The sequence below is a fragment of the Stenotrophomonas sp. SXG-1 genome (assembly GCF_014083965.1).
GTDB classification, from domain to species: domain Bacteria; phylum Pseudomonadota; class Gammaproteobacteria; order Xanthomonadales; family Xanthomonadaceae; genus Stenotrophomonas; species Stenotrophomonas geniculata.
In genome coordinates this window covers 1,782,903-1,803,361 of the sequence record NZ_CP046588.1, presented here as the reverse complement: position 1 = coordinate 1,803,361, position 20,459 = coordinate 1,782,903, and the positions used below count along the sequence as shown (strand labels likewise).

At 66.1% G+C, this 20,459-nt stretch carries 17 protein-coding genes and 1 pseudogene; 3 read left to right on the top strand and 15 right to left on the bottom strand.

Annotation, left to right across the window (positions count from 1 at the left end; genetic code table 11):
• Nucleotides 1–33: 33 nt before the first annotated feature.
• The 6 genes from GOC52_RS08355 to GOC52_RS08330 all read right to left on the bottom strand — a co-directional run bounded on the left by GOC52_RS08355 (nucleotide 34) and on the right by GOC52_RS08330 (nucleotide 7,843).
• On the bottom strand, nucleotides 34–1,455 hold the full coding sequence (locus GOC52_RS08355) for an efflux transporter outer membrane subunit (protein WP_191851134.1): 1,422 nt from the start codon (nucleotides 1,453–1,455) through the stop codon (nucleotides 34–36).
• Nucleotides 1,449–2,186: an SDR family oxidoreductase gene (locus GOC52_RS08350; RefSeq protein ID WP_005416162.1), complete on the bottom strand. Its 738-nt coding sequence runs from the start codon at nucleotides 2,184–2,186 to the stop codon at nucleotides 1,449–1,451. Before GOC52_RS08350 ends, GOC52_RS08355 begins: the two co-directional genes overlap by 7 nt.
• Nucleotides 2,187–2,250: 64 nt before the next feature.
• Nucleotides 2,251–5,421 (bottom strand): efflux RND transporter permease subunit, encoded by a 3,171-nt coding sequence (locus GOC52_RS08345; RefSeq protein ID WP_191851132.1) that lies wholly within the window; start codon nucleotides 5,419–5,421, stop codon nucleotides 2,251–2,253.
• Nucleotides 5,422–5,533: 112 nt separating this feature from the next.
• Complete coding sequence (locus tag GOC52_RS08340; RefSeq protein ID WP_071305809.1) at nucleotides 5,534–6,757, bottom strand: efflux RND transporter periplasmic adaptor subunit; 1,224 nt, start codon at nucleotides 6,755–6,757, stop codon at nucleotides 5,534–5,536.
• A 91-nt stretch (nucleotides 6,758–6,848) separates the two neighbouring features.
• Entirely contained in the window at nucleotides 6,849–7,619 is a 771-nt protein-coding gene (locus GOC52_RS08335) for an SDR family NAD(P)-dependent oxidoreductase (RefSeq protein ID WP_019338346.1), read from the bottom strand.
• Nucleotides 7,616–7,843 carry a hypothetical protein gene (locus tag GOC52_RS08330; RefSeq protein ID WP_010484401.1) on the bottom strand — a complete coding sequence of 76 codons (228 nt, stop codon included), beginning with the start codon at nucleotides 7,841–7,843 and terminating at the stop codon, nucleotides 7,616–7,618. The genes GOC52_RS08335 and GOC52_RS08330 overlap by 4 nt, the downstream gene beginning before the upstream one ends.
• A 147-nt stretch (nucleotides 7,844–7,990) precedes the next feature.
• Here GOC52_RS08330 and GOC52_RS08325 point away from each other — a divergent pair, with 147 nt between their 5' ends.
• Nucleotides 7,991–9,022, top strand: a complete 1,032-nt coding sequence (locus GOC52_RS08325; RefSeq protein ID WP_005409107.1) for a LysR family transcriptional regulator — start codon at nucleotides 7,991–7,993, stop codon at nucleotides 9,020–9,022.
• A 330-nt stretch (nucleotides 9,023–9,352) separates the two neighbouring features.
• Here GOC52_RS08325 and GOC52_RS08320 read toward each other — a convergent pair whose 3' ends face one another.
• From GOC52_RS08320 to GOC52_RS08295, 6 genes are all read right to left on the bottom strand, one after another.
• Nucleotides 9,353–10,048 carry an OmpA family protein gene (locus GOC52_RS08320; protein WP_053442840.1) on the bottom strand — a complete coding sequence of 232 codons (696 nt, stop codon included), beginning with the start codon at nucleotides 10,046–10,048 and terminating at the stop codon, nucleotides 9,353–9,355.
• A 139-nt stretch (nucleotides 10,049–10,187) separates the two neighbouring features.
• Nucleotides 10,188–11,603, bottom strand: coding sequence for a cryptochrome/photolyase family protein (locus GOC52_RS08315; RefSeq protein ID WP_191851129.1), 1,416 nt, complete (start codon nucleotides 11,601–11,603; stop codon nucleotides 10,188–10,190).
• Nucleotides 11,604–11,692: 89 nt separating this feature from the next.
• The gene (locus tag GOC52_RS08310; protein ID WP_043399251.1) at nucleotides 11,693–12,307 is read right to left on the bottom strand and encodes an inorganic diphosphatase; all 615 of its coding nucleotides are present in this window, start codon (nucleotides 12,305–12,307) and stop codon (nucleotides 11,693–11,695) included.
• A gap of 10 nt (nucleotides 12,308–12,317) precedes the next feature.
• A complete protein-coding gene (locus tag GOC52_RS08305; RefSeq protein WP_235650690.1) occupies nucleotides 12,318–13,667 on the bottom strand; it encodes a purple acid phosphatase family protein in 1,350 nt (449 codons plus the stop codon).
• Between the two features lie 14 nt (nucleotides 13,668–13,681).
• Nucleotides 13,682–14,797, bottom strand: a complete 1,116-nt coding sequence (locus GOC52_RS08300; protein WP_053442837.1) for an NHL repeat-containing protein — start codon at nucleotides 14,795–14,797, stop codon at nucleotides 13,682–13,684.
• Entirely contained in the window at nucleotides 14,797–17,310 is a 2,514-nt protein-coding gene (locus tag GOC52_RS08295; protein WP_191851425.1) for a TonB-dependent receptor, read from the bottom strand. The genes GOC52_RS08300 and GOC52_RS08295 overlap by 1 nt, the downstream gene beginning before the upstream one ends.
• Nucleotides 17,311–17,526: 216 nt before the next feature.
• Between GOC52_RS08295 and upp the strand changes: the two are divergent.
• Nucleotides 17,527–18,161 (top strand): annotated as a pseudogene (gene upp / locus GOC52_RS08290) (uracil phosphoribosyltransferase).
• Nucleotides 18,162–18,220: 59 nt separating this feature from the next.
• Here the strand turns inward: upp and GOC52_RS08285 are convergent.
• Nucleotides 18,221–18,700: an SRPBCC family protein gene (locus GOC52_RS08285; RefSeq protein WP_191851127.1), complete on the bottom strand. Its 480-nt coding sequence runs from the start codon at nucleotides 18,698–18,700 to the stop codon at nucleotides 18,221–18,223.
• Nucleotides 18,672–19,106, bottom strand: coding sequence for an ArsR/SmtB family transcription factor (locus GOC52_RS08280; RefSeq protein ID WP_230080553.1), 435 nt, complete (start codon nucleotides 19,104–19,106; stop codon nucleotides 18,672–18,674). The genes GOC52_RS08285 and GOC52_RS08280 overlap by 29 nt, the downstream gene beginning before the upstream one ends.
• Before the next feature lie 57 nt (nucleotides 19,107–19,163).
• Here GOC52_RS08280 and GOC52_RS08275 point away from each other — a divergent pair, with 57 nt between their 5' ends.
• Nucleotides 19,164–19,457 carry a PsiF family protein gene (locus tag GOC52_RS08275; protein WP_010484382.1) on the top strand — a complete coding sequence of 98 codons (294 nt, stop codon included), beginning with the start codon at nucleotides 19,164–19,166 and terminating at the stop codon, nucleotides 19,455–19,457.
• A gap of 96 nt (nucleotides 19,458–19,553) precedes the next feature.
• On the opposite strand, the gene GOC52_RS08270 is transcribed toward GOC52_RS08275, so the two are convergent.
• Nucleotides 19,554–20,441: an MBL fold metallo-hydrolase gene (locus GOC52_RS08270; protein ID WP_019338337.1), complete on the bottom strand. Its 888-nt coding sequence runs from the start codon at nucleotides 20,439–20,441 to the stop codon at nucleotides 19,554–19,556.
• Nucleotides 20,442–20,459 lie beyond the last annotated feature (18 nt).

The window sequence follows — 20,459 nt, the reverse complement described above, 5'->3', positions numbered from 1 at the left end:
AGGGACGGAAGCCACTGCTTCCGTCCCCTGCGGTTACTGCACCTGCGCCACACTCGGCGGCTGCGGTGATTGACCCCATCCCCCCAGCGCCTTGTACACGCCCACCACGCTGACGTTGACCTCGGACTCGGCGGCCGCCAACGCATCATCGGCCGCCAGTTGCGTGCGCTGCGCATCCAGCAGGGTCAGGAAGTCCTCCGAGCCCTCGCGGTAGCGGATCTGCGCCAGCGACTCAGCGCGGCGTGCCGCCTGCGCCTGCTCGACCACGATCGCCAGCCGCGCCTGCTGCTTGGAATAGCGGGTCAGCGCGTTTTCGGTGTCTTCCAGTGCCAGCAGCACGGCCTGCTCATACTGTGCTGCCACGCCTTCGGCCTCGGCCTTGCTGGCACGCAGGCGTGCACGCACGGTGCCGAAGTCGAATGCTGCCCAGCTCAGCGACGGGGTCAGCGACCAGGCCTTGTTGTTGCCATTGACCAGGCCACTTGCATCGCCGCCGAGGAAGCCGACGAAACCGGACAGCGACAGCCGCGGGAACAGGTCCGCAGTAGCCACGCCCACGCGTGCGGTAGCAGCGGCCAGGCGACGCTCGGCCACGCGCACGTCGGCGCGTTGGCGCAGCAGCTCGCGGGTATCGCCCAGCGGCAGTGCCTTGGCGAATGCCGGCACGTCATGTGGTGCCAGCATGGCGGTCAGCGTTTCCGGGCGCTGGCCCAGCAGCACCGCCAGCCGGTTACGCGACTGCGTCTCGGCCACTTCCAGAAGCGGAATGTCGGCCTCGATCGCCTTCAGCCGTGCACGGCTGCTCTGCACGTCCAGCTCACTGCCGGCGCCCAGCTCCCAGCGCGCCTCGGTCAGCTTCTGCGTATCGCGCAGGTTGACCAGCGTGTGCTGGGCCACGGCGATGCGCTTCTGCGTACCGCGCAGCTCGAAGTAGTTGCGCGCCACTTCGGCGGCGACCAGCACCTGCGCATCGGCCAGGTTGGCCTGCTCGGCGTCGAGGTCGGCGCGCGCGGCTTCTGCAGCACGGCGCTTGCGGCCGAACAGATCCAGCTCCCAGCCGGCGTCGAAGCCGAGCTGGTAGCTTTCACTGAACACCCGCTGCCCACCCAGCTGCGGATCGGGTTGCTTGCGGCGGTCGTAGCTGCCGCCTGCGGTGATGTGCGGGGCCTGGTCGAAACGGCTTTCGACGAACACCGCGCGGGCCTGGCTGACGCGGGCCACGGCCACGCGAAGATCCAGGTTGTCCGACAGTGCGCCATGCACCAGCTGTTCCAGCACCGGATCATCGAACTGCGCCCACCAGCTGGCCACCGGCGAAGTAGTGCTGAAGACCGGCTGCTGCGCGCTCTGGAGGACCACCGGTTCCTGCACCGGGGCCCTGTAGTTCGGGCCGACGCTGACACAGCCCGCCAGCACCAGGCTGGAGACGGCCATCGCCAACGTGCGGATCACCATGGCAGCACCTCGCCCAGGTAGGTGAAGCTGCCGCTGGCGCCGGATTCACCGATCAACGCCATTTCCACGCTGGAACGTGCGCCTTCGCTGATTTCGATTTCGCCGTTGCCGCCGTTCATGTCGGTCTTCACGTAACCCGGATGCACGGTGTTGACCTTGATCGGGGTATTGCGCAGTTCGTAGGCCAGACTCAGGGTCCAGCTGTTCACCGCCGCCTTGGAGGCGTTGTAGGCCGGGATCTTGAAATCGTAGATGCCCGACGCCGGGTCGGCGTGCAGGGTCTGCGAGCCGAGCATGCTCGATACGTTGACGATGCGCCCGGACTTGGCCTGCTTGACCAGCGGCAGGAAGGCCTGGGTGACTGCCACCAGCGCATACACGTTGGTGTCGAAAGTGCGCTTCCAGGTATCGAGTGACTGTTCCGACGGTGCCTGCGCCGGGTTCTCGATCATGATGCCGGCGTTGTTGACCAGGATGTCGAGGCGGCCATGGCGCTGGCGCACCTGCTCGACCGCTTCGGCGATGCTGGCCGCGTCGGTCACGTCCAGTTGCAGGGCTTCGACCGGCAGGCCTTCAGCCTGCAGCTTCAGTGCCAGCTCCACGGCGGTCTCACGCTTGCGACCGGCCAGCAGCGTGTGCACGCCAGCCTGGGCCAGCTGGCGCACAGTTTCCAGGCCGATGCCACGGGTGGCGCCGGTGACCAGCGCGATCTTGTTCTGATGGGTGTTCATGGATGCATGCCTTGTGAGGGGAAAGCCGCCACCGGCCAATGACCGGCGGCGACGGGGTTCCATATCAGTGGTGGATGGTCGGCTCGCCGTGCTGCACCAGCTGGCCACCACCGTTGCGGGTGACGAACTTGCGCAGGGCCACGTAGAACACCGGGGTGAGGAACAGGCCGAACAGGGTCACGCCCAGCATGCCGGCGAACACGGTGATACCGGTCACCGAGCGCACTTCGGCGCCTGCACCGTGCGACAGCACCAGCGGCACGGTGCCGGCGATGAACGCGATGGAGGTCATCACGATCGGGCGCAGACGCAGGCGGCAGGCTTCCAATGCCGCTTCAACGATGCCCTTGCCGCCCATCTCCAGCTCTCTGGCGAACTCGACGATCAGGATCGCGTTCTTGCACGCCAGGCCCATCAGCACCACCAGGCCAACCTGCACGAATACGTTGTTGTCACCACCGGTCAACCACACGCCGAACAGCGCGGACAGCAGGGTCATCGGCACGATCAGGATCACCGCCAGCGGCAGCGACCAGCTCTCGTACAACGCGGCCAGCACCAGGAAGGCCAGCATGATCGCCACCGGGAAGACAATGAAGGCCGCCTTGCCCTGGGTTGCCTGCTGGTAGCTCAGGTCGGTCCATTCGGTGGTCATGCCCACCGGCAGCACCTTGCCGGCGATCTCGGTCAGCTTGTTCATCGCCTCGGCCGAAGACAGCAGGCGCGGGTCGGCTTCACCGGCCAGGTCCGCTGCCGGATAGCCATTGAAGCGCAGCACCGGGTCCGGGCCGAAGGTCTGCTTGATGGTGACCATCGAACCGATCGGCACCATCTCGCCGCGGTCGTTGCGGGTGCGCAGCTTGCCGATGTCCTCGACCGTCTCGCGGTACGGACCGTCGGCCTGGGCGATCACCTGCCAGGTACGGCCGAACTGGTTGAAGTCGTTGACGTAGGCCGAACCGAGGTAGGTCTGCAGGGTGTCGAACAGTTCGGTGAGCTGCACGCCCTGTGCCTTGGTCTTGACGCGGTCGACCTCGGCATCCAGCTGCGGCACATTGGCCTGGTAGCTGGAAATCGGGAAGGCCATGCCCGGCGTCTGCGCCACGGTGCCCTGCATCGCCTGCACGGCATTCTGCAGCGCGCCGTAACCCAGGTTGCCACGGTCCTCGATGAACATCTGATAGCCGTTGCCGTTGCCCAGGCCGAGGATCGGCGGCGGCATCATCGCGAAGGCGAAGCCTTCCTGCAGCCCGGCGATCTTCTGGTTGATCTCGGCGTTGATCTGCGCGGCGGTGCGGCCATGGCGCTCGGCGAACGGCTTGAGCGGAATGAACGCCACACCAGTGTTCGGCGTGTTGGTGAACTGCAGCGCGTTCAAGCCCGGGAACGAGATGGTGTGGGCCACGCCATCGGTTTCCTGGGCGATCTTGGCGACCTTGCGCAACATTTCATCGGTACGCGCGATCGAGGAGCCTTCCGGCAGCTTCACACCCGCGATCAGGTACAGCTTGTCCTGGGTCGGGATGAAGCCCGGCGGCACCAGCTTGAAGATCACGCCGGTACCGACCAGCAGGATCGCGTAGACCACGAACACCGCACCACGACGGCCGAGGATGCGGGCCACGCCACGCTCGTACTTCTCCGAGCTGGACTTGAAGAAGCGGTTGAACGGACGGAACACCCAACCGAACAGGCGGTCGATCAGGCGGCTCGGGCCGTCCTTCGGGGCACCGTGGGCCTTCAGCAGGCGCGCGGCGAGGGCCGGCGACAGGGTCAGCGAGTTGATCGCCGAGATCACCGTGGAAATGGCGATGGTGACCGCGAACTGCTTGTAGAACTGGCCGGTGACACCGGACAGGAACGCCATCGGCACGAACACGGCGCACAGCACCAGCGCGATCGCCACGATCGGGCCGGAGACCTCGCGCATGGCCTGGTGGGCCGCTGCGGTGGGCGACAGCCCTTCCTCGATGTTGCGTTCGACGTTCTCCACCACCACGATCGCGTCGTCGACCACGATGCCGATCGCCAGCACCAGGCCGAACAGGCTCAGCGTATTGATCGAGAAGCCCAGCAGGTACAACGCGGCGAAGGTACCCACCACCGACACCGGCACCGCGATCAACGGGATGATCGAGGCACGCCAGGTCTGCAGGAACAGGATCACCACCAGCACTACCAGGGCGATGGCTTCCAGCAGCGTGGAGACCACGGCCTTGATCGAGTCACGCACGAAGATGGTGGTGTCATACACGGCTTCGTACTTCACGTCGGCCGGCATGGTCTTCTGCATCTCGTCCATCGTCGAGATGACCTGGTCGCGGATTTCCAGCGCGTTCGCACCCGGCGACTGGAAGATACCGATACCGACCGCGTTCTTGCCGTCCAGCTGCGAGCGCAGGGTGTAGTCGCCCGCACCCAGCTCCAGGCGGGCCACGTCGGACAGGCGCACGATCTCGCCATCGGTGCCGCTCTTGAGCACGATGTCGCCGAACTCCTTTTCGGTCTTCAGCCGGCCCTGGGCATTGATCAGGGTCAGGAACTTGCTGTCCGGCAGCGGTTCGGCGCCGAGCTGGCCGGCCGACACCTGCACGTTCTGCTCGCGCATGGCGCGCACCACGTCGCTGGCAGTCAGGCCGCGCGAAGCCACCTTGTCCGGATCCAGCCAGGCGCGCATGGCGTAGTCGCCACCACCGAAGATCTGCGCATCACCGACGCCCGGAATGCGCGCCAGCGCATCCTTGACGTGCAGGCGGGCGTAGTTGCGCAGGTACAGGGTGTCGTACTTGCCTTGCGGGGAGGTCAGGTGCACCACCATCAGGAAGGTCGGCGACTGCTTCTGCGTGGTCACGCCCTGCCGGCGCACGTCCTCGGGCAGGCGCGCCTGCGCCTGCGCCACGCGGTTCTGCACCTTCACCGCCGCTGCGTCCGGGTCGGTGCCCGGGCGGAAGGTGACGGTCATCTGCAGCACGCCGTCCGAGCCGGCAACCGACTTCAGATACATCATGCCTTCGACGCCGTTGATGGCCTCTTCAAGCGGTGTGGCGACGGTCTCGGCAATGACCTTGGGGTTGGCGCCCGGATACACCGTACGCACGACCACCGACGGCGGCACCACTTCCGGGTACTCGCTGATCGGCAGGATCGGAATGGTGATCAGGCCTGCGGCGAAGATCACGATCGACAGCACCGCCGCGAAGATCGGCCTGTCGATGAAGAAACGGGAAAAGTCCATGGAGGAATTCCTGGGAAAGGCATTCGGCGGGCAACAGCCGCCCTGCCCCTCGTCACGTTGACGAAGGCAGGAACGGCTGCCGCTGGCGCCGGCAGCTAAGCGGGGACGCGGATCAGTGCTTCAGGGCGGCGGTGGCATCGCGGCCCGGTGCCGGCGCCGGCTGTGGCTGCATCGCCACCGCCTTGGCCTGCACCGGCATGCCCGGCATGAAGACCTTCTGCACGCCGTCGATGATCACCTTGTCGCCCGCGGCCAGGCCGTGTTCGACAATGCGCAGGCCATCAGCGGTGCGACCGAGCTGGATGTCGCGGCGCTGGGCCTTGCCATCCTTGTCGACCACGTACACATACTTGCGGTCCTGGTCGGTCAGCACGGCCTTGTCGTCGATCAGCAGGGCCTGGAACTGGCCGCTGCCGAGCAGCTGCACGCGGGCGAACAGGCCCGGCGTGAACTGGCGGTCGGCGTTGTCCAGCAGTGCGCGGACGCGGATGGTGCCGGTGCTGCGGGCGACCTGGTTGTCGAGGAAGTCGACCTTGCCCGCGTGCGGGTAACCCTCCTCACCGGACAGACCGACCTTCACCGGCAGCTCGCTGTCCCGCTCGCTCGGGCGCTCGCCCTTGCGCGCCATCTGGGCGTAGCGCAGGAAAGTGCTCTCGTCGGCATCGAAGTAGACGAACACCGTGTCCAGCGAGACCAGCGTGGTCAGCACGCTGGCGCTGTCGCCAGCAGTGACCAGGTTGCCGGCGGTGACCATCGCGCGGCCGGCACGGCCGTCGATCGGTGCACGCACCTTGGTGAACTCCAGGTTTAGCCGGGCCGCGTCCAGCGCCGCCTGCGCGGCCTGCACCGCAGCACCGGACTGGTCGGCCGCCGCACGACGCTGTTCGGCGGTCTCGGTGGAGATCGCCTGCTGCTCGGACAGGCGCTTGGCACGCTCGGACTCGCTGCGGGCCAACGTAGCCTGGGTGCGGGCACGCGCCAGTTCGGCGGCGGCGCGATCGTACTCGGCCTGGTAGCTGCGCGCGTCGATGGTGAAGAGCACTTCGCCCTTCTTCACTTCCTGGCCTTCGACGTAGTTGACCTTGTCGATGTAGCCGGACACGCGCGGACGCAGTTCAACGCTCTGTACCGCTTCGACGCGGCCGCTGAATTCGTCCCACTGGCTGACCTGCTTGACCAGCACCGGCGCTGCGCTGACCTGCGGCGGAGGCGGTGCGCCGGCTTCTTCGGCATGGCCGCCGCTGCAGGCCGCCAGCACGGCCGCGGCGAGGATCGACACGCCGACCATCGCGATGCGATGGCCGAAACGATGTGGGGTGGTATTGGGGGAAGTCATGGCATGCATCCGTACGGAGGGGTGGTACAGCTAGATGAGAACGTGTTGCAAAAATCGGCGCCGCATACTGCGACCTCAACCATGGTCGAGGTCAAGCGACGCCTGCGGTATCGCGCCACAAAGGGGGAACTTCCAAGTGCAGCAGGCCGCGCGGCAGTTCGGCATCGCTGCTGTCACAGCGGACGATGGCGCGGTTGTCGCGGCAACCATCCAGCAGCGAGACCACGCGACGGCCGACCAGCAGCGAGCTGGGCCACTCGATGCAGGCATTGGCCGCGTTGGCCGGGGTACAGACGGGGCTGCAGACTTCCAGCATCTGCGCGCGCACGCCCAGCGCCTGCGCTTCCTGGTGCACCACCTGCGCGTACATGCGCAGCGCGGCGGTGGTGATCGAGGTCTCGCCGTAGCCCGCCCATGGCTTGGCGTTGGCCGGGCTGCCGATCATCACATAGCGGCGCGCATGCACGTTGTCCTGCAGCAGCGGGAGCAGGTGACGCACCGCGTGCACGTGCGGCATCAGGTCGGCCTGCATCGCGCCCAGCAGTTCATCGCCGTTGCGGTCGGTCACCCGGCCGCGACGGTAAGGACCACCCATTGCGGCGATCACGGCGGCCAGCGGACGCGGGCGATGCGCGATGCGTTCGGCCAGTGCGCGCGCCGAGCCGTCATCGCTGAGCGAACCCAGCAGCGTCTCCAGGCCCGGCTCGTCGGCGAACTGCTCATGCAGCGCCGCCAGCCGGCCCGGATCGCGACCGACCACCAGCACCGGGCTGCCGGCTTCCAGCAATGCGCCAACCACGCCCTGGCCGACGGCACCGGTGCCGCCGAGGACCAGGACTTCGGGCGTCAGCATCCCATTCACGGGACATTTCCTCCCAAATCCGGGATAGTCCCGATTCGACGCAGCCGGTCGCCCTTGTGCGGGACCAGACGGATGGCACCGCCACGCTGCTGACGCATGGGCGCGGTAAACTCACGAAAGTCCTTGTGTACCAAGGAACTCGGGCGGACTTCAACGGTCATTGCCAGGTCCAGGCTGCTCTGGCCGGCGTTCCGGAGACGGGCAAGAATGTTGCGCAAGCTCATGGCGGACGGGCTCCAATTAACGAATGGCGCCACGATAGACCTCAAACCTTTACTTGATTAGTCCTGATTAAGGGGAATAATCATCCCGCTCCCGGTCCAATCGTTCTGTCACGATTGTCCCATCCCCGACGTCCAGGATCCCAGACCATGTCCCACGATCTCAACGAGACGCTGATCTTCGTCAAAGTGGTCGAGCAAGGCAGCTTCATTGCCGCTGCCAAATCGCTCGGCCTGCCCAAGACCACGGTCAGCCGCAAGGTGCAGGAACTGGAGACGCGCCTGGGTGCGCGCCTGCTGCACCGGACCACGCGCCGCCTCGGCCTGACCGAAGCCGGTTCGATCTATCACGAACATTGCCAACGCATCGCACGCGAGCTTGAAGAAGCCGAGAGCGCAGTGAGCCAATTGCAGTCCGGGCCGCGTGGCTGGCTGCGCTTCACTGTGCCTTACTCGATCGGCATCACCTGGATTGCGCCGCTGCTGGGCCAGTTCCATGCGCAGTATCCAGAGATCCGCCTGGACATGCATATGGGCAACGAGAAGCTGGACCTGATTGCCGGCGAAGCCGATCTGGCGCTGCGCGTGGGTGCCCTGCCCGATTCCAATCTGGTCGCGCGCAAGCTCGGCAGCCTGCGCACGCAGGTGTTCGCCAGCCCAGCCTACATCGAACGTTATGGCGAGCCGCTGCATCCGGAAGAATTGCAGTTCCATCGCATCCTGGCGATGCGCAAGCCGTACCACACCGGCAACTCGCCGCGCTTCACCTGGCAGCTGGGCGAGAACGGCGGCGAGCTGCGCGACTTCCCTGTTACCCCGCTGATGACCGCAAACGACATGTCTGCGCTCAATGGTGCGCTGGTGTGCGGCGAAGGCCTGCTGCTGACCGGCGACGTGATGGCCAAGCCGTTCGTTGAATCGGGCATGGTGCGCCGCGTGCTGGCCGGCTGGACCGGCCCGGAAGTGGACTTCAACGCCGTGTTCGCCGGTGGCCGCCTGGTCTCGCCGAAGGTGCGTGCGTTCGTCGACTTCCTGGTCGAGAAGCTCAACTTCGACGCCAACTACATGCTGGCGCAATGCCCGGGCGCGAAGCTGGCACAGCAGCAGAAAGAAAAGGAAGACGCTGCGCTGGAAAGCAGCGGCAAGCGGATCCTGGAGAAGGTGGCCGCTTCGGCGGCATGACTGAGGGTATCCACGCGTGGCGTGGATCTACCCGGGCGCGCGATGCCGCTTTCTGTAGCGTCGAAGGTAGCGGCAGGAGCCGCTACCAACGTCGCTTGCGACGGCCCGACGGGTGCCGGTCAGGACGACCGGCATAGCCATGCTCGACTGCCTTTCGAACGGCGCCGACCAAAGTTGGCATCTACCAGAAGAGGTAGCCGAGCGTGGCTCGGCTCTACAGGCGCTATCGGCGTGCCGAGCAATGCTCGGCACCCACAAAAATGCCGCCTGCAAGGGCGGCATTTTCGTTCCGGCCGATGGCCGGAACGGCTCAAGCAGTAACGCGTAGCGTTACTGCTTGAGCGGAATCACACGGATTTCGACACGGCGGTTCTTGGCGCGGCCGGCGTCGGTGCTGTTGTCGGCAATCGGGTACGCCTTGCCGGCGCCCAGCGTTTCGATACGCACGCTCTGCACGCCCTGGCCGATCAGGTACTGCGCGACCGAGTCGGCACGTTCCTTCGACAGGCGGTTGTTGACCGCGTCGCTGCCGATGCTGTCGGTGTGGCCGACCACTTCGATCATGGTCTGGTTGTAGTCACGCAGGGTGCCTGCCACGCCGTTGAGCGAACCATAGAACTGCGGCTTCAGGGTCGACTTGCCGAAATCGAAGGTGATGCCGTCCGGCAGGTTCAGCATGATGTTGTCGCCCTGGCGCTGCACATCGATGCCGGTATTGGCGGTGCGCTCGCGCAGTGCGCGTTCCTGGCGATCCTGGTACTGGCCGACCGCGGCGCCGCTGAGCGCGCCGATACCAGCACCAATCAGGGCATGCTGGCGGCGCTCGGTGGCGCTGTCGCCGGTCAGCAGGCCGGCGGCCACGCCGATGGCGGTACCGATCAGGGCGTTGCGGCCGGTGCGGTTCTGCTGCTCGGTCGGGTTGCCGTACTGGTCACTCTGTACGTAGGAGCCGCCGGTGGCGCAGGCCGACAGGACGGCCGCACTCATCAGGGCCAATGCGACGTTGCGGGTGGTGTTGCGGATCATGAGGTTCTCCTTGGTTTCCGGTTGGCCGGCGGCCTGCGGGCGCAAAGAGAATAAACAGCCCGATGCGATGCCGGAATGATGATCGGGCACGCCGACAGGGCCGCGTTCAGCTAACTGACCGGATCACTCAACCCGCACTTTACCCCGTTCCTGACTGCCGGTAGGCAGCCAGCGCGGCATCGCGGCCAGCCGCCAGATCCACCAGCGGCGTACGCGGATAGCCCGGGGCATGCGCCGCCAGCAACTGTGGATGCTGCCACGGCGCGAAGCGCGCCTTCACCGGCAGCGCCGCCAGTTCGGGCACCCAGCGGCTGATGTAGCGGGCCTGCGGGTCGAACTTCTCGGCCTGGGTGACCGGGTTGAACACGCGGAAGTACGGTGCGGCATCGGCGCCGGTCCCGGCCACCCATTGCCAGCCCATCGTGTTGTTGGCCAGGTCGGCATCGACCAGGGTGTCCCAGAACCAGCGCGCGCCGTGAAGCCAGTGCGCACGCAGGTGCTTGCACAGGTAGCTGGCAACGATCATCCGCACCCGGTTGTGCATGTAGCCGGTGTGCCACAGCTCGCGCAGGCCTGCGTCGACGATCGGCACGCCGGTGTTGCCGCGCTGCCAGTCGTGCAGCTGCGCGTCACTGGGCGTTGCCCATGGGAAGCGATCGAAACGGGGGTTGAGGTTGTCGGTGGGCGTCTTCGGGAAGTGATGCAGCAGGTGGTAGGCAAAGTCACGCCAGCCCAGCTGGCGCAGGTAGCCGTCGATGTCGGCGTCGGTGCCGGCACTACGCAGCCCTTCCAGCGCATGGGCAATCCGCCAGGGGGCGATTTCGCCGAAATGCAGGTGCGGTGACAGCCGCGAGGTACCGACACGGTCCGGCAGGTCCCGCTGCTCGCGATACCCGCGCAGGGCACCATCTTCAAAGACGGACAGTGCTTCCAGCGCACCGGCTTCACCCGGCTGCCAGTGTTCCCAGAAGCCGGTATCCCAGTCCAGCGTCGGTGCCAGCTGGAGATCATCCAGTGCGAGGCTGTCGACCGTGTGTGCCGCCAGTGCCTTCGGTGCGGCCTGCAGCGAAGGCAGGCGCCAATGACTGAGTACGTTGCGCCAGTACGGCGTGAACACCTTGTACGGCTGGCCCTGCTGGGTCGCGATGTCCCAGGGCTCGAACAACAGGCTGCCATTGCAGCTCTGCGTGTCGATGCCCTGCTCGCGCAGCATGCGCTTGATGGTGGCGTCGCGTGGCTGGGTGGCCGGTTCGTATTTGCGGTTCCAGTAGACCGCCCCGGCGCCGGTCTGCTCGATCAGCAACTGCAGGGCCGGCAGGCTGTCACCACTGCGCAGCACCAGCGAGGAACCCCGCGTGCGCAGGTCCGCATCCAGCGCGGCCAGTGAACGGTGGCGCCACGCATCGGAGGCGGCACCCGGCGCCCACCCGCCTTCTTCGTGCGGCGCATGGATGTAGACCGGCACCACGTCGTGACCGGCATCCAGCGCGGCCTGCAGGGCCGGATTGTCCTGCAGCCGCAGATCACGGCGGAACCATACCAACGCTACCGACACAGGCACTGCCTTCGTTGTGGAAGGCGCACATGATAGCCAGCGGTGGTGAAGGAGATGCGCGCGCCCGGCCATCCAGGCATGGCGTGGGTCTACTGCTTGAATCGCTCCATCGCTTCACTGATCAGCCCGCGCGCCTCGGCGGCGTTGCCCCAACCGTTGAGCTGCACCGGGTTGCGCCCGGCCGGCAGGTCCTTGTAGACCCGGAAGAAGGCCTCGATGCGCTGCCGTTCGATCTCCGGCAGATCGGCCAGATCGCGGATGTTGGCGTAGCTCGGATCAACCTTGTCGGTGGGCACCCCGATGATCTTCTCGTCGTGCTCGCCGCCGTCGATCATCTTCAGGTAGCCGATCGGCCGGAAGCGCACGATCACGCCCGGATGCAGCGGTTCGCGGGTCAGCACCAGTGCATCCAGCGGATCGTTGTCACCGGCCAGGGTGCGCGGCATCGAACCGTAGTTGGCCGGATAGGCGACCGGCATCGACTGGAAGCGGTCCACATGCACCAGGCCGTCTTCCTTGATCTCGTACTTGGTGAAGCTGCCGGCCGGAATCTCCACCGCCAGATTCACTTCCTGCGGGGCCTGCTTCGGCTGCGCCGCCAGGAACGGATGCAGCACGCTATCGGCGGCGGTCACCGCCGTCGCGAGCAGGAGCAGGGCCCCGCCGATGGCAGCCATGGGGACAAGACGGCGTACGGTTTTCATCTGGATTTCCTCATTCCCAGCAGCGATCAGCGCGGCCCTTGGCAGTCTGCGCGCGCGGGCAGTCACGCGGCGTGATGCGGCCTTCGGTCAGCTCCGTGCGCTGCTTGCCACCCTTGGCATCACGGCGCAGTTCGAAGGCATCGTAGAGACGGCCAGTCACGGTGCGTGCTTCATAGCGCAGGTGCTGCGGATCGATGTTCAACACCTGGAACAGCTGGGTGTCTTCGGCCACCGGGTCCATCGTCCTGCGCGCTTCGTCGGAAAGGCGATACTGCTTCGGCCCCGCCACGGTGACCACATACTGCGGCGTCGCGGCCTGCCCTTCACCACGGCGACCATAGGTGTGATCGTGGCCCTGCAGCACCAGGTCGACGTTATGGCGGCGTACCACCGGCAGCAGCACGTCACGCAACGCGGCGTTCTCGCGTCCTTCGCGCGGCGAGTAGAACGGCTGGTGCAGCAGCACGATGGTCCACGGCTGCGGATTTCCGCCCAGTACCTTGTCCAGCCACTGTGCCTGTGCCTTGGCGGTGCCCAGGTCGAGTGCCGAAGTGCCATCGACCACGGCCACGCGCACGCCCTGCGCATCGAACCAGTAGCTGGTCTGCTGCGCGGCGCTGGCGCCATTGCCCGGCAGCGCAAACGTCACCGGCCAATGCTTGCCCAGCACGCGGCGTTCCTGCGGGGTGTCCTCGAACTCCTCGAAATACTCGTGGTTGCCGATGGCCGGGGCCACCAGGGTTTCCTGCGCCAGCCAGCTGGTCGCAGCAAACCACTCGCCCCACTCACTGTCATCCATGTTGTCGCCGCCGCTGACCAGGTCGCCGGCAAACAGGCTCATGCGCGCCTGCGGTGCGACCTTCTGTGCGGCGCGCACTACCCGGCTGACATGGCTGACGTTCTTGTTCTGGGTATCACCGAAGTACAGCAGGGTCAGCGGCTGGTCGGCCGCGGCCAGTGTGCGCAACTGGTTCCAGGCGCTCCAGCTGCCGTTGCCCTGCACGCGGTAGACGTACTGGGTATCCGGCTGCAGGCCGCTGATGTCGGCGCGATGATGATGCGACAGACCATTCTCGGTCTGTAGCGAACGGGTCGTTGCGCGCACCTGGCGGATGCCCTCGATGGCCGGCGAATCTCCGGCGAGGGCAATCTCCAGCAGCGGTGCCTGCACGCTGCCGTCGGTACGCCAGGCGACAGCGAATCCATGGCTGGGATCGACCGCCGGCGAGGCGACGATGCGGTCAGGTACCGTCGTTGCTGCGTAGTGGCGGCTGCCCGCCGGCACCTGGGTATTCGGTTCGGCCGCTGCGAACGACAATGACGGCAACGCCAGCAGCAAGCTCAGCGCCAGCGTACGCATCACGCAGTGCCCGCTCATGCGCCACACTCCAGCGGCAGCGCCAACTGCTTGGCGATGCTCTCCCAGTCGAACGCAACCACGCCCTGGTCGTCGTGCACGGCATACAGCGCACCGTGCGGGAAGCGCGCGCTGGGTTGCTGCATCATCCAGATGCCATCGGTGTTGGCCACGGTATTGCCCTGGAACGTACCGACCGGCTTCAGCGTATGCCGGTCGAACAGGTGGAACACGCTGCGCTGCTTGCCCTGTTCGGTAGTGATCCACCAGCCGTCCTTGCCACAGGTGCGCAGGGTCACGCCTTCGGCCTGGGCCTTGAACACGTCGCGACCGAAGGTGGTACCGGTGAAGCGACCTGACAGGGTGTAGACCTTGAACTCGCTGGCGTAGCTCTCGTCCTCTTCGGCAATCAGCAGGCGGTCGTTTTCCGGGTCGCCCCAGATCGATTCGACTACGCGTAGTGCACCGGCTTCGCTGGTGTCACCGATGCTGGCGACGAGCTTCGCCTCGACCTTCGCATCGTCGCGGCTCACGTGGTATTGGCGCACGCGCTTGTCCAGTTCCGCCAGCGGCGGCAGGATGTCACGGCCCTGCGCATCCTCGCCGTTGTCCCAGGAATCGGTGACGTAGACGCTGTAGCCATCGGCACGGCGGTCGACCCACAGCCCGTACGGCTTGCGCAGGTCCTCCGCAGCGAACGTCGCCAGCGGTGCGAAGTCCGGCAGGCTCAATACCTGCACGCGATGATTGTCGCGCTCCACGATCCACAGCAGATCGTCGATCACCGCGATGCCGTTTGGGCGGTCGAACTGCCCCGGTGCGGTGCCGCTGCTGCCCACGTCACGCAGGTGCTGGCCGGTGCTGCCGTCGTAGACCACCAGCTTGTCGGTGGCCTTTGCGGTGGCGATCAGCCACAGCCTGCCATCCGGAGCGCGCCAGGCCGCAGGCGAGTCGATGTTGTCAGCCGGGGTCATCGGCGAAAGGAAGGCCTCGGCGATGGTGGTCACCGCTCGCTCGCCGCTGGCCTTCGCTGACGTCGCGGCCATGGCGGGGTCATTGCCGGTGGCCGGCGTGCAGCCGGCAGCCAGCGCTACCGCCAGCGCGGTGGCCAAGGCAGTGATGCGACGCCCCATCACAGTGCCACCTTCAGGCCCAGCGCGTAGGTGCGGCCATACTCTTCCATCTGCAGGGTGCGCGAGCGCGTGCCCTGGTACAGCTCAAGCGGCTTGTCCAGCAGGTTCTGCGCTTCGAGGTACATGCTCACGCGCGGGGTGAACTTGTAGTCCAGCGAGAAGTCGAGCTGAGTGTTCGGCGCGACGTAGATGTCGAAGGCGCGGCCCTTGCCGATGCTGTCCAGGTACTCGCTGCGGTACACCGCCGCCAGCCGCGTACTCAGACCGTACTTCTCATAGCCGATGTGGGCACTGTAGACGTGCTTGGAGGCGCGCGGCAGGGTGAAGTCCTCGCCTGGGCGGTCCTTGATGCCGGCATCGAACTCGGTATCCAGCCACGTGCCACTGGCGCCGACCAGCAGGCCATCCAGGCCCTCCGGCAGGAAGGCCAGCTGCTGCTGCCAGTTGAACTCGGCACCGCGCACGGTGGCCTTGCGGCCGTTGATCGGCTGGGTCACGTCCAGGCCGCCGTAGGCCGGATCATTGGTGCGCACGGTCTCCACGATGTAGCCATCGATCGACTTGTGGAACAGGCCCAGCGAGACGATGCCGCTACTGCCGATGTACTTCTCTACCGACAGGTCGATGTTCTTCGACTCGTACGGGTCCAGTTCCGGATTGCCCAGGCGCACTTCCTCGTCACCGCGGCTGTAGCCCACGCGCGGTGAAATGTCACCGAACGAGGGGCGCGACACGGTCTTGTTGGCCGAGGCGCGCAGCACCCAGTCATCGGCCGCGTCATAGCGCAGGTGCAGGCCCGGCAGCACGTTGGTGTAGCTGCTGTTGGCCACGCGCGGGGTGACGGTGAAGCTGCGGCCGTTGGCGGCCACGTCCACCTGGTTGCCGACTGCCTTGAACTGGGTGTTTTCCACGCGAACACCGCCGATGATGCGCAGCGCGTCCACATCCCAGGTGCCCATCGCATAGCTGGCGAAGATGTCTTCGCTGGCCACGTAGTCCTCTTCCAGCGAGGTCATCGCGTTGCCACCGACGTCCTGCGGGCGGGCACTGTACTGGCCGCCATTGGCCGCCCAGAAGGCACGCATCGCGGCCGAATCCATGCCATCACCCAGGTTGCCGTGGCGGTGTTCGGGCGAGGAGGTGCTCCAGCTCGACAGCGCCACCTTCGGGCCGACACGCAGTTCGCGCTCATCCACATTGACGTCGCGGTCGCGCCAGCGGCCCAGCAGGCCGAATTTGATGCTGCTGCTGTCGCCGTCGAAGCGCACGTTGACCTGCGCGCTGTGCTCCTTGTCGTTCACCTGCTTGGGCGAAAGCACGAAGCGGTCGAACGCGTAGTTGCTGCTGTCCAGCCACTGCGGATTGTCGAAGCTGTAGCTGGGCAGGCGGCTGCTCTGGTCCAGGGTGCCGTTGAAGGCCTTGCCGTTGAGCTTGAAGCGCGCCTCCATCTCGTCATTCACGCGCTCTTCGGTACGGGTGTAGCCAACCCTGTAGTCGACCACGGCGTTGGTCAGCTTGTTCTCGCCACCCAGGCTGGCCGCGAAGGTGTTTTCCTTCTTGGTTCGGTAGCGCATGCGCTTGTCGATGGAATCCTTCGGCATGCCATCCAGGCGGTACTGGTCGGTGCCGGTCCTGACCATCTTGGCGTCGTCGAAGTTGAAGATCACACGCTGGCGGGTTTCGGCATCGTCGAACTGGCTGTACAGCGTGCGCAGGTAGTACTTGCTGTCTTCGTTCGGGCGCCAGTCGAGGTTGAGGTTGGCGCCGATGCGCTTGCGCTCGATCTCGTACTTGCGGTGCTGCAGGTTGATCGCGGTGACGTCGCCAGGTGCGGCGTCATCCTCGCCGTCATACTCCACTTCGGTGTTGTCCGACTCGAACTTCCGCTTCTGGTAGTTCACGCCCAGGGCCACGCCGAAGGTGTCGTTGAACACTTCGCTGTAGTTGAAGGCGGCCTTGGGGCTGGTCTCGCCGGACAACTGCTGGTGGCTGCCTTCGATCTTGCCACGCAGACTGCGACCGTCGCGGTCGAAGGCCGAGGCCGATTCCACCAGCACGGCGCCGCCGATGGCATCACCGGGCATGTCCGGGGTCGGCGACTTGACCACGCGCAGGCGTTCGGTGGAGTCGGACGGGATCACGTCCAGCGGCGCGGCACGGCTGGAATCCTCCGGCGTGCCCACGGCGATGCCATCCACGCTGACGCTGTTGAGATTGGCATCCAGGCCACGGATCACCACGAAGCGGCCCTCGCCCTGGTCGCGGGTGACGCTGATGCCCGGCAGCCGCTGCAGCGACTCGGCCACGTTCTTGTCCGGGTACTGGCCCAGCGCATCGGAGGACACCGCGTCTTCGATGGCGTCGCTGCTGCGCTTGAGGTCGACCGCGCGGATCTGCGATTCGAGCTGGGCGCGCACTTCGATGCGGTCCAGGTCGACCGCGTCGGCAGCCACGGCGCCGGTGGCGGCTACCGCCTGCTGCCCGGCTGCCTGCAGCGGTGCTGCGGCCCCCATCGCCAGGGTCAGGGTGATGGGCAACGGCCAACGGAGTCTTGATATGCACTGGGAATCCCATTCCTGTTAAGAATGGGTCTGCACGGTATGTCCGCAAGGTTGCATGGCCGTGACATGCATCTGCACATTTCATGTACGGCGGCTCCGGCCCGGTTTGGGATTCGACACGCCAATCCGGCAAAATGGCGCCCTCTCTCCTTTTCCCCCTTCCCGACCATGAAGATCGTCGAAGTGCGCCACCCGCTGGTGCAGCACAAGATCGGCCTGATGCGCAATGCTGCGCTCAGCACCAAGGATTTCCGCGAACTGGCCAACGAGCTGGGCACGCTGCTGGCCTACGAGGCCACCCGCCGACCTGGACACCGAGCCGCACACCCTGCCCGGCTTGGGCCGGCCCGGTCACGGTGCAGCGCATTGCCGGCGCCAAGATCACGGTGGTGCCGATCCTGCGTGCCGGACTGGGCATGCTCAGCGGCGTGCTGTCGCTGATCCCGGCCGCCCGCGTCAGCGTGGTGGGCCTGCAGCGCGATGAGGAAACCCTGCAGCCGGTGCCCTACTTCGAGCGCCTGACCGGCCGCCTGGAAGAGCGCGACGCGCTGATCCTGGACCCGATGCTGGCCACCGGCGGCACGCTGATCGCCACCATCGACATGCTCAAGCGTGCCGGCGCCCGCCGCATCAAGGGCATTTTCCTGGTGGCCGCGCCGGAAGGCATCGAGGCGGTCAAGGCCGTGCACCCGGACGTGGAGATCTACACCGCGGCCATCGACGCCCAGCTCAACGACAAGGGCTACATCCTGCCAGGCCTGGGCGATGCCGGTGACCGTATCTTCGGTACCCGCGTCGGCTGATCCGGCGAACCGGGGTCAGCATCCTTTCACAGCGGAAGGGATCTGACCCCAAGCGCGGCCTACAGGCCGGCCGCGAAGGCTTCCAGCTGGCCGATGACCGTGTTCCAGCCGTCGAAGAAGCCCAGCTGCTCATGCTGGTCACGCAGGGCCTTGTCCGGGTGCATCACCCGCGCGGTGTAGTGGCAGCCCTGCCCGTCATCCTCCATCGTGATGACGGCGGTGAAGCCCAGCCAGGGTGACTGCGGTCGCCAGCCTGCGCCCAGCATCGAAGTGAACACCAGGCGCTGCTGCGGCACGATTTCCAGGAAACTGCCCGGATTGTCACTGCTGCCGCCGTCCGGGCCCTGCATGAAGGTGTGGAAGGCGCCACCGGGGCGCAGGTCGAATGCGCGCACCTCGGTGGTCCACGGTTTCGGGCACCACCACTGGCGCAGCAGTTCCGGGTCGGTCCATGCCCGCCACAAGGCGGCACGCGGTGCATTCAGCACGCGGCTGATGACCAGATCGGTGTCAGGGTTGTTGCCTGCGTCTACGGCCATGGGTCTGCTCCTGTCGGTGAAGGGTTTCAACGAAATCGACCATGCGGTCGGCGCGCGCTTCCCATACGGCACGTTGTTCGGCCAGCCACTGCTCGGCCTCCCCAAGCCGCGTCGGCACCAGTTCGCAGGTGCGTACGCGCCCCCGCTTGTGGCTGCGAACCACGCCGCTGCGCTCCAGCACGGCCAGATGTTTCATCAGCGAGGGCAAGGCCATCTCGAAGGGCTCGGCCAGCGTCGACACCGTGCGCGGCCCATGCCCCAGCACAGCCACGATCGCGCACCGGGTCGGGTCGGCCAATGCCTGGAAGACGTCCTGAATGGCTGGATCATACTTACCCATATGGCTAAGTAATACGCCGATCTGAACGTTGCCGCAAGCAGGCGCGGCAATGGCGTGGTTCTTCACGCGGCCTTGCAGGCGGGAAGCGAATGCTCCGCGCACCCGCCACCCTTGGAGCTCCCGATGAAAGCCTCTTTCCTGCTGGCCGCCGTCCTGCTGGTCGGCCTACCCCTGGCTGCCAATGCCACCACTCCGCAGCAGCAGCGCATGGCCGAATGCTCAGCCAAGAACAAGGGCTTGAAGGGGGATGCCTACAAGACTGCACAGAGCTCCTGCCTCAGCGGCCATGCCGCCGAGACCAAGGCTGCGACAACGCCGCAGGAACGCATGCGCAAATGCAACGCCGATGCCGGCACGAAAAAATTGGCCGGTGATGCGCGCAAGACCTTCATGAGCAGTTGCCTGAAGGCGTCGTAATGGCAGTGACGTAGAGCCGAGCCCATGCTCGGCTCAGGCATCCGTAACGTGCATGACCGTTCAGAGAAGCAGCCGAGCGTAGGCTCGGCTCTACCCCTACCCCAGGGCGCGTGCCTTCAGCTCGCCCTGTTCGTGCAGGGTCACGAAACGCCCCTTGTCATCCCTGCCCAGCTGCGCCAACGCCACCTGCGGGTCGTGGGTGAAGAACAGCCGCACGTTGCGCGCCAGCTTGTCTTCAAGGAACTGCCGCTTTTCGTCGATCAGCAGCTCGGCATTGCGGTCGTAGCCCATGGTGATCGGCACGTGTACCCATGAGCGCCCCGGGATCAGGTCGGCACAGAACACCACGCCACCGTGCGCACTTTCGCCGGCATGCGCGTGACCGACGATCTCGGCCAGCATCAGCCCCGGTGTATGCCCGTCGCTGTAGCTGAAGCGTACGCTGCGGCCGAGCGCCTTCGAGTACTCCCCGTCCACCACTTCCAGCCGGCCACTGGCCTGCAGCAGGCCCGGCAGTTCCGGAATGAAGCTGGCGCGGTCGCGCGGGTGTGGCTGCACGGCGCGCTGCCAATGCTGCGCGCCGACCACATAGGTTGCGTTGGGGAACAGCAGCTCGGGCTCACGCCCTTCGCTCCACGCCGCCAGCAGGCCGCCGGCATGATCGAAGTGCAGGTGGCTGAGCACCACCACGTCGATATCCTCGTGCTCGAAGCCGGCTTCGCGCAGCGAATCGATCAGCACATGCTGGCTTTCCTGCACGCCGTAGCGCTCGCGCATGCGCGGGTCGAAGAACGCGCCGATACCGGTTTCAAACAGCACGGTTTTGCCTTCCAGCGGGCTGGCAAGCAGCGCACGGCAGGCCAGCTCGATGCGATTGAGCTCGTCCGGTGCCGCCCATTTTTCCCACAACGCGCGCGGCGCGTTGCCGAACATCGCGCCGCCATCGAGGCGCTGCGAGTTTCCACGAATTGACCAGAGTTTCATGTGTCGATTATCGGCGCC